Below are 12,825 nucleotides of genomic sequence, written 5' to 3'. Positions count from 1 at the left end.
GGGCACCATGGACACCGGCATCGCATCCACGCCCGCCCCCGTGATGGGGCTGTACGACCGTCCGATGTGGCAGAGCATCCGCGAGCGCAGGATGCAGCTGCAACGCTGCCGGCACTGCGGCACCTGGCAGTACCCTCCGGGCCCGGCCTGCAGCGCGTGCCTGTCCGAGGAACTGGAGTGGTCCGCCATCTCCGGCAAGGGCAGCATCCTCTCCTGGGTGATCTTCCACAGGCAGTACCTGCCGGCCTATCCGGCGCCGTACAACGTCATCGCCGTGCAACTCGACGAAGGCCCGGTCATGATCAGCAACCTGGAAGGCCCGGCGCCGGACGGTAGCTGGATCGGACGGCGCGTCGAGCTCGTCTTCCACGACATGCCGGACGGCGCCGTGCTGCCCCGCTTCAGGCTGGAGGGGTGAGACGCTTCGTACGCGTGGCATGATGCGGTGACGTCTGGCGGACGGGCGTCCGTGGCCCGGGGGCAAGGCTCTGCCTCGCCCCCGTACCCCCACTCCGCCAGGACCCTGCGGGCCCTGGACCCGAGGAGTGCTGCCGCGCGGATGACTGCGACGGGGTCGAGGCGCCGAGGAGCCATGCTCCTCGGCGGACACGGCCGCAGCATTCGCTGATGCCCTTTGAAACTTTTTTCGGAGTCCCGCCTGTCCGTGCTCCGTCAGGGTTCAGCCCGCAGGCTGACGGCAGCCACGAAGCACCAGACTCCCAGCGGGGTCCGGGGCCCGCTTGTGGCCCCGGCAGGGGAGGGTCTGGGAGGGGACGGCGTCCCCTCCCGGTCCGACGCTGGAACGCCATAACACGACGGGTCAGGTTATCCCGCCGTCGGTATCAGGGCATCAGCAGCCCGCCATTCACCTCCAGCACTTGGCCGGTGACGAAGCCGGAAAGCTGGGGCGAGGCGAGGTAGAGGTAGGCGCCGACGCATTCGTCCACGCTTCCCATCCGCCGCATCGGTGTCTGCCGCAGCGATGCCTCGATCTGGTGCGTCGGCGTGGTGGCCGCCTTGCCCGGCTTGTCGATGACGCCGGGCGCGACGGCGTTGACCCTGATGTGGAAGCGCGCGACTTCCTTGGCCAAGCCACGGGTGAAGGTGGAGACGAAGGCCTTGGAGGCGGCGTAGAGGACGGAGCGGCCGCCGCCGCCGTTCCGCGCCGCCAGGGAGGTGGTGGAGACGATGCAGCCGCCTCCTTGCGCTTCCATGATGGGCAGGGCAGCGCGTGAGCAGGCGAAGACGGAACGCGCGTTCAGCTCGGTGATGGCGTCGTAGAGCGCGTCGTCGACGTCGCGGACAGGCCGGCGCTCCACCACGCCACCGGCGTTGTTCACCAGAACGTCCAGCCCTCCCAGGGCGGCATGGGCGTCACGCACCAGGGCTGCGCAGTCCTCCGTTGCCTGCAGGTCGGCGCGCAGCACCACCGCATGTCCGCCGGCACGCTCGACGTCATGGGCAACCGCCTCCGCCGCCTCGGGGTGGGCATGGCCATGCACGGCGACCCGCATGCCCTGGGCGCCGAAGGCACGCGCGACGGCGGCGCCGATGCCGGTGGAGGAGCCCGTGATCAGCACGGCCTTGCCGTGCAGGTCAGGAATCCGCAGTGGTGCCGTCATGGCGTCCGGCCTTTCCCTGAAGCAATCGGAGGGAGGATCGCGAAAGGCGCTTGTCTGCGCCAGTGGCAAAAGGCATTTTATATTTTATGAATGCCGACGCGGTCCGCACGCCACGGGCGCCGGCGGATGCCAGGATCGACCCGCGAAGCGGGCAGAGGGAGGATCCGACGATGCAACAGGAGCCGGCGCCGGTCCGCGCGCCGAAGGCCCCGCGGGGCCCCGCCTTCCGATGAGCGACTACACCCATCTGAAGGACCGGATCGCCGTCGTCGGCGTGGGGAACACCCGCTACGGCAACTTCCCCGAGAAGGACGACTACGGCCTGGGGGCGGAGGCGTTCCGCCACGCCGTCGACGACTGCGGCCTCGACAAGAACAAGGTCGACGGGCTGTTGGTGTGCCGCATCCCGTACTACGCACGCATGGGCGAGATCCTTGGCCTCTCGCCACGATGGACGATGCCGTTGCCGCCGCATGGCCGCATGTCAGCGATGGGCATCATCGAGGCCGCCGCGGCGCTGGATGCCGGGCTCTGCGACTACGCCGCGCTGATCTACGCCAATATCGGGCGGTCGCGGCGGGTCAACTACGGCGGGGAGGAGAGCCCCGGCGTCTGGGACCCCTTCGGCTTCACCTCGCCGGGTGCTGCGCACGCGCTGATGTTCCAGCAGCATCGCGCCCTCTACGGCACCACGACGCGGCAGCTGGCCGAGGTGTCGGTGGCCTTCCGCCACCACGCCTGCCTGAACCCCGACGCGGTGATGAAGCAGCCGATCAGCATCGACGATCATGAGGCCGCGCGCCCGATCGTGGAGCCGCTGCGGCTCCTCGACTACTGCCTGATCAATGATGGCGCCGTGTGCCTGATCCTGACGACGAAGGAGCGGGCGCGCGATCTGCGGAAGCGGCCCATCCTGATCTCCGGCATCGGGGGGCGCGAAGCCTACGAGACGGCCTCGATCGCCAATTACGACCCGGATTGCTGGTACCACCAGGGACGCGACGTGGCCCGTCAGGTCTACGGGATGGCCGGGGTCGGGCCAGCGGACGTCGATACCCTGATGTGCTACGACAATTTCAGCCCCACGGTCCTCTTCAGCCTGGAGGGGCTGGGCTTCTGCGGCCGCGGCGAATCCGGCGGCTTCGTCGAGGGCGGCACGCTGAAGCTGGGCGGGCGGCTTCCCACCAACACCGATGGCGGGCACCTCTCCAACTCCTACATGCAGGGCTGGGCCCTGAACGCCGAGGCGGTACGGCAGCTGCGCGGCGAATGCGGCGAGCGCCAGGTGGAAGGCGCCGAGGTGGCGCAGTTCTGCGCCATCACGCCCTGCTCGCGCTCCATCATCTACACCCGGGGTTGAGGAGGCGCGTGATGGAGAACCCGCTTCCCGCCAAGCCCCGCCCGCAGATCGATCCCGTCAGCCGCGGCTTCTGGGAGAACTGCCGGCACGGCGTGCTGTCCGTGCAGCGCTGCGACGACTGCGGCCACCGGCACTATCCCGGCTCGCCCGTCTGCCCGGCCTGCCTTTCCGCTTCACAGTCGTGGGAGGCCGTGTCGGGGAAGGGTGTCCTGATCTCCTGGGTGCGGTTCCACCGCGCCTACTGGGACAGCTTCCGTGGCGATGTCCCCTACCTCGTCTGCCTCGTGAAGCTGGAGGAGGGGCCGCTGATGCTCAGCAACTTCGCCGGCGAGGCGCCGGCCGATCCACCCATCGGCGCCCCCGTCGAGGTGGCGTTCGAACGCGTGGACGAGACGCTCACCCTGCCGAAGTTCCGCTTGGGCGGCTGAGTGGGACGCGGGCCCATGGGGCCGCGTGGGCATCGGGCGGCGCGGACCGCCGGGCGCCCTGTCCGGTGGGATGCGCGCTTGCCGGGCGGGCACGATGATCGTGCAGGACGCAGGGCCGCCGACCGGGCGGCTGACAACAACAGGGGGGGTGGAGCGCGTGACAGGGCAGCAGGACCAGACAGGCACGACGGCGGAACCCGGAGCCTTGCCGGCCGACGCGCCCGGCATGCTGACGGGGCTGCGCGTGGTGGAGTTCGCCGACGAGCTGGCCGAGTATGCCGGCCTGATCCTGGGTGGCCTGGGCGCGGAGGTCATCAAGGTCGAACCCTCGGGCGGCTCCCCCACCCGCCGCATCGGACCCTTCGCCGGCGACGGAGCCGATCCGGAGCGGTCGCTGCATTTCTGGACCTACAACCGCGGCAAGCGCTCGGTGCGGCTCGACCTCGACGATCCCGGGCAGCGTGCCGCGTTGCAGAATCTGTTGCGCTCGGCCGACATCGTGCTGGATTCCACGCGTGGCGCCCTGCATGCGGCCCTGGGTGAGACCCTGGACTCCTTGCCGGGGCGCTTCCCCGGCCTGGTGGTGGCGCGGATGACGCCGTTCGGGGACACCGGCCCCTGGAAGGACCACAAGGCCAGCGACCTGATTCACCTGGCGCTGGGCGGGGTGATGATGAACTGCGGCTACGATGCCGCGCCGCCGTGGCACTACGACCTGCCGCCCATCGCGCCGCAGCTCTGGCATGCCTATCACATCGCGGGGGAGCAGCTGGTGGTCGGCATCCTCGCCGCGCTGCTGCACCGGCTCCATACCGGCGAGGGGCAGGACGTCTCCGTCGCCGTGCATGACGCCGTGTCCAAGAACACCGAGCTTGACGTGATGTCCTGGGTGATGCGCCGGGCTCCGCTCTACCGCATGACCTGTCGCCACGCCGGCGAGCACCCGAACCACGTCCCGAACATCGGCCATACCAAGGACGGGCGCTGGTGCATCGCGCTGGGCCTGTCCGTACGCGATCAGGCCAACCTGGTGCCCTTCCTGGCCCGGTACGGGATGCAGGCGGACCTGACCACGCCCGAGGACGGCGCGGATCTGCGCGCGCGCAACATCCCCGGCTCCGCCGCGGCCGACGAGTCCAAGGCGCATGTCGTGGAGGTGATCCAGCGCTTCATCCGGGCCTACACCTATGACGACCTGCCCTGGCGGGAGGCGCAGGCGGCCGGCCTGCTCTGGGCGCCGCTGCGCAAGCCGCATGAGAACGTCGCCGACCCGCACTGGCAGCGGCGCGGCACCTTCGCGGCGGTGGAGCATCCCGAACTCGGCCGCGCGTTGCCCTATCCGGTGAGCCGCTGGCTGAGCACGGAAACGCGCTGGCTCCCCGGCACCCGCGCCCCGCTCCTGGGCGAGCATACGGACGAGGTGCTGCGGCGGCCGGCGGCGGCGGGCGGGCCGGGCGTGCCGGCGCGCCCGCGCAGCGGCCCGGCGCGGCTGTCGGCGCGCGGCAAGGCCTTCCCGCTCCAGGGCGTGCGAATCTTCGACTTCTCCTGGTTCCTGGCCTCGGCCGGAGGGACGCGGCTCTGCGCCGCCCTGGGGGCGGACGTCATCAAGGTGGAGTGGAAGGAGAACCCGGACACCCGCCTGGCTGCCATGGCTCCGGTCGGCGGGCGCGACGCCCGCCGGGCCGCCACCGCGCCGCTGCCCGGCGTGACGGATGCGGACATGGGCGGGCAGTTCAACAACAAGAACGCCGGCAAGAGCGGGCTGTCGCTGAACATCCGCCATCCCAAGGGGCTGGAGATCGCGCGCCGCATGATCGCCCAGTCCGACGTGGTGGCGGAAGGCTTCTCCCCGGGCGTGCTGCAGCGCCTCGGCCTGGGCTATGCGGCGCTGCGCGAGATCCGGCCGGACATCATCTACGTGCAGCAGTCCGGCATGGGCGGCGTCGGCACCTATGGGCGCTTCCGCACCATCGGGCCCGTGGCCGCGGCCTTCGCGGGGACGGCGGAGATGTCGGGCCTGCCGGAGCCGGCGATGCCCGCGGGCTGGGGCTATTCCTACCTCGACTGGATCGGCGCGTATGGCTTCGCCATGGCGATCATCGGCGCCCTGTTCCACCGCGACCGTACGGGGCGCGGGCAGTGGATCGACAGCTCGCAGTGCGAATCCGGCATCTTCCATGGCGGTGTGCCGATCCTGGACCATGCGGTGAACGGCCGGTCCTGGACGCGCATCGGCAACCGCTCGCCCTACAAGCCCGCCGCGCCGCACGGGGCGTATCGCTGCGCCGGCACGGATCGCTGGATCGCCATCGCCTGCTTCACGGAGGCGGAGTGGCAGGCGCTTTGCCGCGTTGCCGGCAGGCGGGACTGGTCCGGGGACCCGCGCTTCTCGACGCTGGAAGCCCGCCTCGCGAACCAGGACGCGCTGGACGCGGCGCTGACCGCCTGGACGCGGGATCAGGACGCGCATGGCTGCATGGCGGCCCTGCAGGCCGCCGGCGTCCCGGCGGGCGTGTGCCAGGATGCCGAGGACCGCTGCGACCGGGACCCGCAGCTCGCGGCACTGGACTGGATGACGGAGGTGACGGGCACGAGGATCGGCCGCTGGCCCGTCACGGAGCTGCCGTCCCGGTTGTCCGCCACGCCCGCCTACAGCGGCGGCATCATCGACCGCGGCGCGCCCGGCTATGGCGAGGACAACGAGCGGTTGCTGCGGGACCTGCTTGGCTATTCGGCCCGGGAGGTGGCGGAGCTTGCGGCCGAAGGGGTGATCTGACCCCGTGCGCGACGCCTGCGGCATCGTTTTCGTCGGCGATATCCATCGCCACTGGCGCTATGTGGAGGAAGGTCTCGCGGCCCTGCCGGCGCCGCCGCGCGCGGCGGTGCTGCTGGGCGACATGGAATGCGACGAGCCCCTGGACAGGCTGGCGGCGCCGCTGCTGCGGCGAGGCGTGGCGGTGCACTGGATCTTCGGCAACCACGACTACGATGGCGGGCCGGAGATGTGGGCAAACCTGTCCGCGCCGCAGCGCAATCCCCTGACCGCGCCGGGGGCCCTGCACGGACGCGTGGTGGAGATCGGGGGGCTGCGTGTCGCCGGGCTGGGCGGCGTGTTCCGCCGCCGCGTCTGGGAGCCGCCGGAACCGCCACGCCTGCAGGCCCGCGCGGAGCTGGAAGCGGACCTCGCGACGCTGGAGGCGGGCTGGAACGCCGCGCAGCGCAGGGCGCTCGCCGATGCGCTGGCGGCGATGGCCATCTGGCCGGAGGACTGGGAGGCGCTGCGGCGACAGCGCGCCGACATCCTGGTGACGCACGAGGCGCCGTCCAGCCATCCGATCGGCGCCGCGGCGCTGGAGGAGCTGGCACGCGCCCTGGGCGCAAGGCTGCTGGTGCACGGCCACCACCACGTCAACACGCTGTCCACCGCGCCGGACGGTCTGCGCGTGCTGGGCGTGGCCTCGGGCTGGGGAGTGGCGGCCGACGGCGCCATCCTGTGGCCGGGCGAGGCACCGCGCTGGCTCGGCGCGGCGCCGGCGGGCTGGCGGCGCGAGAGGGTGCCCGACCGGGTGGGCGGGCCGGCATGCCCATGAGCGCCGGCGAGTCGTCCCGCCGGCCGAGGGAAGGACGGGCGCGTGCCGGGGCAACGGCATCGCCCACGCGACAGGGAAGGAAGACAGGATGAGCGTCATCGAGATCATGGCCCGCGGTCTGGGCTTTCCCGAAGGGCCGGTGGTGCTGGAGGACGGCTCCGTCATCATCACCGAGATCAATGGCGGCAGGATCACCCGGGTGTCGCCGGACGGGGCGGCGACGCCCCTCGGCGCGCCGGCCGGGGGGCCGAACGGGCTCGCCATGGGGCCGGACGGGGCGCTGTACCTGTGCGACAACGGCGGCAACCTTTACCTGCCCGGGCACTTCATGGGCATGGGGCCGGCGCCCGGCTACCAGGGCGGCTCCGTGCAGCGGGTGGACCTGCGGACGGGCGAGCGACGGGTGCTCTATGCCGAATGCGACGGCCACCGCCTGTCGGCGCCCAACGACATCGTCTTCGACCGGCAGGGCGGCTTCTATTTCACCGACATGGGCAAGCGCCATCCGCGGCACCGCGACAATGGCGGGCTCTACTATGCCCTGCCGGACGGCTCTTCCATCCGGGAGGTGGCCTACCCCATCCTCAGCGCCAACGGGGTCGGCCTGTCGCCCGACGAGCGCACGGTCTACGTCGCCGATACGGAAGGCGCGCGCCTGTGGCGCTTCGACGTGGAGTCTCCAGGCGTCCTGAAGGCGGGCGCTGCCCCCGCGCCGCATGGCGGGACCATCATCGGCGGCCTGCCGGGCCATGCCCGGTTCGACAGCCTCGCGGTCCTGGCCTCGGGAGATATCGCCGTGACGACGCTGGGCACGGGCTTCATTACGGTGTTCGCGCCCGACGGCCGGGTGGTTCGCGAGGTCAAGATGCCGGACACCCACCCCACCAACATCTGCTTCGGGGGAGAGGACATGCGGACCGCCTACATCACCCTCTCCGCGAAGGGAGAGCTGGCCAGGATGCAGTGGGACGAACCGGGGCTGCGGCTGAACTTCCAGCGCTGACGCGGGCGGATCGGGCCGGGCGGCGAAGGGCGGCCGCCCGCCCTGCGCGTTTCCCTCGGCGAGTGCGGCCGGGTATTCTGGCAACCGGAAAGCCCGGGCAGGGTCGGGTAGGGATATCGCGACGATGGCGTTCAAGACCAAGCAGGACCAGGTGGCAGACATCCTTCGGGAACGCATCATCGCCGGAACCTATCCGCGCGGCACCAAGCTGAAGCAGTCCCAGATCGCCGAGGAGCTCGGCGTCTCCATCACGCCGGTGCGCGAGGCGCTGCACACGCTGGAGGCGGAGGGCTATGTCGCCGGCGTCTCGCACAAGGGGCTGCTGGTCCCGGATGTCGTGCCGGACGCCACGCGCGAGATCTTCGAGCTGCGCGTCCTGCTGGAGCGCGAGCTGGCCGACCGCGCCATGGCGGCCATGACCCGCAAGGCGCTGGCCGAGCTTCGCGAGATCCAGGCCAGGATCGTGTCGCTGACCGAGGCGGCAACCGACCCGCAGGCGACGCGGGCGGAGAACTACCGCTTTCATTTCCGGCTCTACGAACTGGCGCAGCGCCCGCAGACGCTGCAGTTCGTGCGCGTGCTCTGGGCGAAGTACCCCTTCATCAGCCAGGAATACGCGGGCCGCCGGAAGAAGCAGATCGCGGAGCACGAGCGCTTCCTGACCCTCGCGGAGGCGGGGAACCGGGAGGGCGCCGTCCAGGCCCTGGTCGACCACATCGAGGCTGGCTGGGCCGGGCTGAACAGCACCCCGTCGCCCGTGGCGGCGGAGGAAGCCCCGGTGGCCGAGCCGGTGCCGCAGGCCGCACAGGCACGGCGGCGGCGCGCTATTCGAGCGTGATCCGCGCCTCCCGCACCACCCGCCCCCAGCGTTCCGTGTCGCGGGCGATCAACTGCGCCAGCTCCTCGCGGGAGGAGGCCACGGCATCCGTGCCCTTGTCCGCCAGGCTGCGTACCACCGCCGGCTTGGCATAGGCGGCGCGGACCGCACTCCCGAGCCGCGCGACGACGGTTTCCGGCGTGCCGGCGGGGACCATGAAGGCGCCCCAGGCGGCGGCCTCGAAATCCGTGACGCCCGCCTCGGCCATCGTCGGAACCTCGGGCAGGGCGGCGTTGCGCCTCCTGCCGGTGACGGCCAGCGGCCGCACGGCCCCGGAGCGGATATGGGTGATGGAGGAGGGGACGGAGTCCATCAGCATGTCGATGCGGCCCGCGATCACGTCCATCAGCGCCGGCGACGAGCCGCGATAGGGGACGTGCAGCAGGCTGATCCCCGTCAGCATGCCGTACAGGACGGTATAGAGCTGCACGGAGGAGCCGACCCCGGCCGAACCATAGGTGAGCTGCCCGGGCCGCTCCCGCGCCATGGCGGTGAGCTGGGCGACGCTGGTGGCCGGGCTGCGCGCCGGCACCACCAGGACATGATCGACGGAGAAGGTCTGCGTCACCGGCACCAGGTCGCGCTGGATGTCCACCGCCGACGCCCTGTACAGATGGGGGTTGATCGTCATCGTGCCCTGGGTGGCGAACAGCAGCGTGTAGCCATCGGGCACGGCGCGGGCGGCGAACTCCACCCCGATCGTGCCGGCCGCGCCGGCCCGGTTCTCCACGACGAAAGGCCGGCCGAGCTGGACGCGCAGCTCCTCCGCCAGGACCCGGGCGACGAGATCCGTGGCGCCGCCGGGGGCGAAGGGCACCACGACGTTGACCGGGCGCGCCGGCCAGTCCTCTCCGTCGGCCAGGGCGGCGCGGGGCAGCGCGGCGCCGGGCAACGCGACGCCGAGCAGCGCCGCGAGGCGACGGCGGGTGAGCGCATGGGGCGTGAGGGGCATGGTCAGATCGCCTCGTCGTTCCGCAGCGCCTGAAGCTCCTCGGCGCTGCGGCCGAGCAGCCCGCCATAGACGGCCTCGTTGTGCGCGCCGAGCAGGGGTGCCGCCTCCACCGTCACCGGCGAGTCCGACATCTTGATGGGAAAGCCCGGCATCACGAAGGCGCCGCGCACCGGGTGCTGGACCGTCACGAAGGTGCCGCGTGCCCGCAGGTGCGGATCGTCCGACAGCTCCTGGGTGTCGAAGATGGCACTCGCCGGGACGCCGGCATCGCCCAGCGTCTGCATCACCCACATCTTGTCGTGATGCTTCGTCCACTCCGACAGCACCGCGTCCACGTCGCGGTAGTTGCGCTGGCGCGCCTTGGGCGAGTCGAAACGCGGATCGCCCAGCAGATCCTCCCGGCCGATGACCTTGAGCAGGCTTTCCCAGTGCCGGTTCCCCGCCCGCGTGGTGTAGACGTAGCAGTAGTCGTTCTTGCCGCCGCCCTTGCAGGGATAGACCTCGCTGGGCGAGGTGCCGGCGATGATGCTCTGGTTCCCCGCGCGCGGGGCGGGCGAGCCGTACATGGCCTGGGTGGCATAGGCGATGCGGCCGAAGTTGATCACCGCATCCTGCATGGTGACCTCGATCCGCTGGCCGCGCCCGGTGGCCTGGCGCTGGTACAGCGCGGCGATGATGCCGATGGCGGCGTGCAATCCCGTGCCCGTGTCGCCGACATTCAGCCCGGGCTTCAGGGGCCGGCCATCGGCCTCGCCGGTGATGGACAGGCCGCCGCCCGCCGCCTGGGCGATCGGGTCGAAGGCCAGGAACTTCGCATAGGGGCCATCGGGCGCGAAGCCCTTGATCTGGCAGTAGACGATCCGCGGGTTGAGGCGCGCAACCTCCTCATACGGAAAGCCCAGCCGCTCGATCACGCCGGGGGCGAAGTTCTCGATGAAGACATCCGCCGTCGCGATCAGCTCGCGCAGCAGGGCGCGACCCTGCTCGTGCTTCAGGTTGCAGGTGACGCTGCGCTTGTTGGCGTTCAGCAGCAGGAAGTAATGGGAGTCCGCCCCCGCCGCATCCGTGGAGGAGCTGCGGCCCTGCTCGCCCTTGCCCGGGGGTTCGACCTTGATGACGTCCGCGCCCAGCCAGGCCATGGTTTCGGTGCAGGAGGTCCCCGCCTCGAACTGCGTCAGGTCGACCACCCGCACGCCCGCGAGCGCGCCGTGGGGCGCCGCGGCATCCCCTGGCTGCTCGCCCCTGCCGCTTTGCGCGTCCCGCACCGTATCGAGCATTCCTGTTTCCTCCGTTCTCGGCACGGCCTGGGCCGTGCGGCGCCATCACGGTCCGCCCTGGCGCGTCAGGTCGTGAAGGCGGTGAACTCCGCGGTCTGGGCGCGAGCGCGCCAATCCGTCACCACGTTGACCACCGCCACCCTGCCATCCGCGACCGCGCGCAGGGCCCGCTCCAGCGCGGGACGGATGTCCTCTGGCTGCTCCACGTACTCGCCGTGGCAACCCAGCGCCTCCGCCATGCGGTCGAAGCGCGTGTAGCCGAGCTTGCGGCCCGGCTTGACCTCGTCCGGATCGGCGGTCCAGCCGCCGTTGAGGCTGATCACGACCAGCAGCGGAAGGCCATGGCGCACCGCGGTGTCCAGCTCCATCGCGTTCAGGCCGAAGGAGCCGTCGCCGTGCAGCACCACCACCTGCTTGTCCGGCAACGCCGCCTTGGCGCCCACGCCGAAGGGCAGGCCGACGCCCATGGTGCCGAAGGGGCCGGAGTTCAGCCGATGGCCCGGCACGAAGGTGGGGATGGACTGGCGGCCGTAGTTCAGGATCTCCTGGCCGTCCACCACCAGGACGGCGTCGCGGTCGAGGATGTCGCGGACCTCGCGGCACAGGCGCAGCGGATGGATCGGGACCTGGCCGGTGGCCAGCTTCGCCTCCGCTGCGGCCTTCTTCTCCTCGTCCAGGGCGGCGAGCCGCGCCCGCCAGCCGGCATAGCGGTGGGCGAGGTCGTCCCGCGACGGCGACTCGTCGAGCTGGGCCAGCACCGCGCCCGCATCGGCGACGATGCCGAGGGCGAGGTGGCCGTCGCCGGCGATCTCCGCCGGCTCGATGTCGATCCGCACGAAGCGCGCGGACTTCGCGAAGCGCGGCGGCCTGGCATGCCCGAAGACGTAGTTGGTGCGCGTTCCCAGGATGAGCACCAGATCGGCTTCCCGGAAGGCCGTGGAGCGGGCGCGCGGGAAGGAGAGCGCGTGGTCGTCCGGCACGGCGCCGCGGCCTTGCGGGGTGGTGTAGAAGGGGATGCCCGCCGTCTCGACGAAGCGCTGCAGCCCGGCCGACGCGCCGGACCAGAGGATGCCGCTGCCGGACAGGATCAGCGGCCTCTCGGCGCCGCGCAGCAGCTCCAGCAGCCGTGCCAGCGCGGCGGGCGAGGCGGCGGGGCGGGCCGTCAGCGCCCCGGACAGGTCGGTGTCGGGCCAGCGCACCGCGTCCTCGTCCACGTCGGCGTGCAGCACGTCCCCCGGCAGGTCGAGGTAGACCGGGCCCGGCCGTCCGGCCATGGCGTGGCGCAGCGCGAGGCCGATGTATTCCGGGATGCGGCGCGGATCGTGCACGCGCTCCGCCCATTTGGTAATCGGGCGCATGATCGCGAGCTGGTCGATCTCCTGGAAGGCGCCCAGGCCCGCCTGGCTGACGGGGCTGGAGCCGCCCAACGCCACCACGGGCGCGCAGTCGACCAGGGCGTTGGCGAGGCCGGTGGTCAGGTTGATCGTGCCGGGGCCCGAGGCCGCCATGCACAGGCCCGGGCGGCCGCGCAGCCGGGCATAGGACTGGGCCATGAAGGCGGCGGCCTGCTCGTGCCGCACGTCGATCATGCGAAGGCCCTGGGCGATGCAGGAGGACAGCGCCCCGTTCATCGGCCCGCCCATGATGAAGAAGCCAGTGTCGACACCATGGCGAGCCAGGGCGAGGCCCACCAGGTCGTGCGCCTTGATGGTCATG

Annotated in this window: 11 protein-coding genes; 7 read left to right on the top strand and 4 right to left on the bottom strand. The window is 71.5% G+C overall.

Translation table 11 applies throughout. The features are described 5' to 3' along the window. Positions 1-7 precede the first annotated feature (7 nt). Entirely contained in the window at positions 8-418 is a 411-nt protein-coding gene (locus LPC08_RS20795; RefSeq protein WP_230450143.1) for a Zn-ribbon domain-containing OB-fold protein, read from the top strand. A gap of 424 nt (positions 419-842) precedes the next feature. Here the strand turns inward: LPC08_RS20795 and LPC08_RS20790 are convergent, their stop codons facing one another. Then, on the bottom strand, positions 843-1,622 hold the full coding sequence (locus tag LPC08_RS20790; RefSeq protein ID WP_230450142.1) for an SDR family NAD(P)-dependent oxidoreductase: 780 nt from the start codon (positions 1,620-1,622) through the stop codon (positions 843-845). Positions 1,623-1,851: 229 nt separating this feature from the next. Here LPC08_RS20790 and LPC08_RS20785 point away from each other — a divergent pair, with 229 nt between their 5' ends. The 6 genes from LPC08_RS20785 (at position 1,852) to LPC08_RS20760 (ending at position 8,841) form a co-directional block, all read left to right on the top strand. After that, positions 1,852-2,982, top strand: coding sequence for a thiolase family protein (locus LPC08_RS20785; RefSeq protein WP_230450141.1), 1,131 nt, complete (start codon positions 1,852-1,854; stop codon positions 2,980-2,982). Positions 2,983-2,993: 11 nt separating this feature from the next. Continuing rightward, positions 2,994-3,410 carry a Zn-ribbon domain-containing OB-fold protein gene (locus LPC08_RS20780; RefSeq protein WP_230450140.1) on the top strand — a complete coding sequence of 139 codons (417 nt, stop codon included), beginning with the start codon at positions 2,994-2,996 and terminating at the stop codon, positions 3,408-3,410. A 205-nt stretch (positions 3,411-3,615) separates the two neighbouring features. After that, entirely contained in the window at positions 3,616-6,186 is a 2,571-nt protein-coding gene (locus LPC08_RS20775) for a CaiB/BaiF CoA transferase family protein (RefSeq protein ID WP_230450139.1), read from the top strand. Positions 6,187-6,190: 4 nt separating this feature from the next. Then, positions 6,191-7,000, top strand: a complete 810-nt coding sequence (locus LPC08_RS20770) for a metallophosphoesterase family protein (RefSeq protein WP_230450138.1) — start codon at positions 6,191-6,193, stop codon at positions 6,998-7,000. Positions 7,001-7,088: 88 nt separating this feature from the next. Next, a complete protein-coding gene (locus LPC08_RS20765) occupies positions 7,089-8,003 on the top strand; it encodes an SMP-30/gluconolactonase/LRE family protein (RefSeq protein WP_230450137.1) in 915 nt (304 codons plus the stop codon). Between the two features lie 124 nt (positions 8,004-8,127). Continuing rightward, a complete protein-coding gene (locus LPC08_RS20760) occupies positions 8,128-8,841 on the top strand; it encodes a GntR family transcriptional regulator (RefSeq protein WP_230450136.1) in 714 nt (237 codons plus the stop codon). On the opposite strand, the gene LPC08_RS20755 is transcribed toward LPC08_RS20760, so the two are convergent. The 3 genes from LPC08_RS20755 to LPC08_RS20745 all read right to left on the bottom strand — a co-directional run bounded on the left by LPC08_RS20755 (position 8,828) and on the right by LPC08_RS20745 (position 12,824). Next, entirely contained in the window at positions 8,828-9,832 is a 1,005-nt protein-coding gene (locus LPC08_RS20755; RefSeq protein ID WP_230450135.1) for a Bug family tripartite tricarboxylate transporter substrate binding protein, read from the bottom strand. The genes LPC08_RS20760 and LPC08_RS20755 overlap by 14 nt on opposite strands. A 2-nt stretch (positions 9,833-9,834) precedes the next feature. Continuing rightward, positions 9,835-11,109: a CaiB/BaiF CoA transferase family protein gene (locus LPC08_RS20750; RefSeq protein WP_230450134.1), complete on the bottom strand. Its 1,275-nt coding sequence runs from the start codon at positions 11,107-11,109 to the stop codon at positions 9,835-9,837. A gap of 65 nt (positions 11,110-11,174) precedes the next feature. Beyond that, complete coding sequence (locus tag LPC08_RS20745; RefSeq protein WP_230450133.1) at positions 11,175-12,824, bottom strand: thiamine pyrophosphate-binding protein; 1,650 nt, start codon at positions 12,822-12,824, stop codon at positions 11,175-11,177. Position 12,825: the final 1 nt, after the last annotated feature.

This window comes from Roseomonas sp. OT10 (assembly GCF_020991085.1).
Taxonomy (GTDB): domain Bacteria; phylum Pseudomonadota; class Alphaproteobacteria; order Acetobacterales; family Acetobacteraceae; genus Roseomonas; species Roseomonas cutis.
Note: the sequence above shows the minus strand (reverse complement) of the source record. Positions and strands in the feature narration are given on the sequence as shown.

Coding starts and splice junctions, on each gene's coding strand:
- LPC08_RS20745 (WP_230450133.1), bottom strand. CDS start 12,824: ATGACCATCAAGGCGCACGACCTGGTGGGCCTCGCCCTGGCTCGCCAT.
- LPC08_RS20755 (WP_230450135.1), bottom strand. CDS start 9,832: ATGCCCCTCACGCCCCATGCGCTCACCCGCCGTCGCCTCGCGGCGCTG.
- LPC08_RS20760 (WP_230450136.1), top strand. CDS start 8,128: ATGGCGTTCAAGACCAAGCAGGACCAGGTGGCAGACATCCTTCGGGAA.
- LPC08_RS20790 (WP_230450142.1), bottom strand. CDS start 1,622: ATGACGGCACCACTGCGGATTCCTGACCTGCACGGCAAGGCCGTGCTG.
- LPC08_RS20750 (WP_230450134.1), bottom strand. CDS start 11,109: ATGCTCGATACGGTGCGGGACGCGCAAAGCGGCAGGGGCGAGCAGCCA.
- LPC08_RS20795 (WP_230450143.1), top strand. CDS start 8: ATGGACACCGGCATCGCATCCACGCCCGCCCCCGTGATGGGGCTGTAC.
- LPC08_RS20780 (WP_230450140.1), top strand. CDS start 2,994: ATGGAGAACCCGCTTCCCGCCAAGCCCCGCCCGCAGATCGATCCCGTC.
- LPC08_RS20765 (WP_230450137.1), top strand. CDS start 7,089: ATGAGCGTCATCGAGATCATGGCCCGCGGTCTGGGCTTTCCCGAAGGG.
- LPC08_RS20785 (WP_230450141.1), top strand. CDS start 1,852: ATGAGCGACTACACCCATCTGAAGGACCGGATCGCCGTCGTCGGCGTG.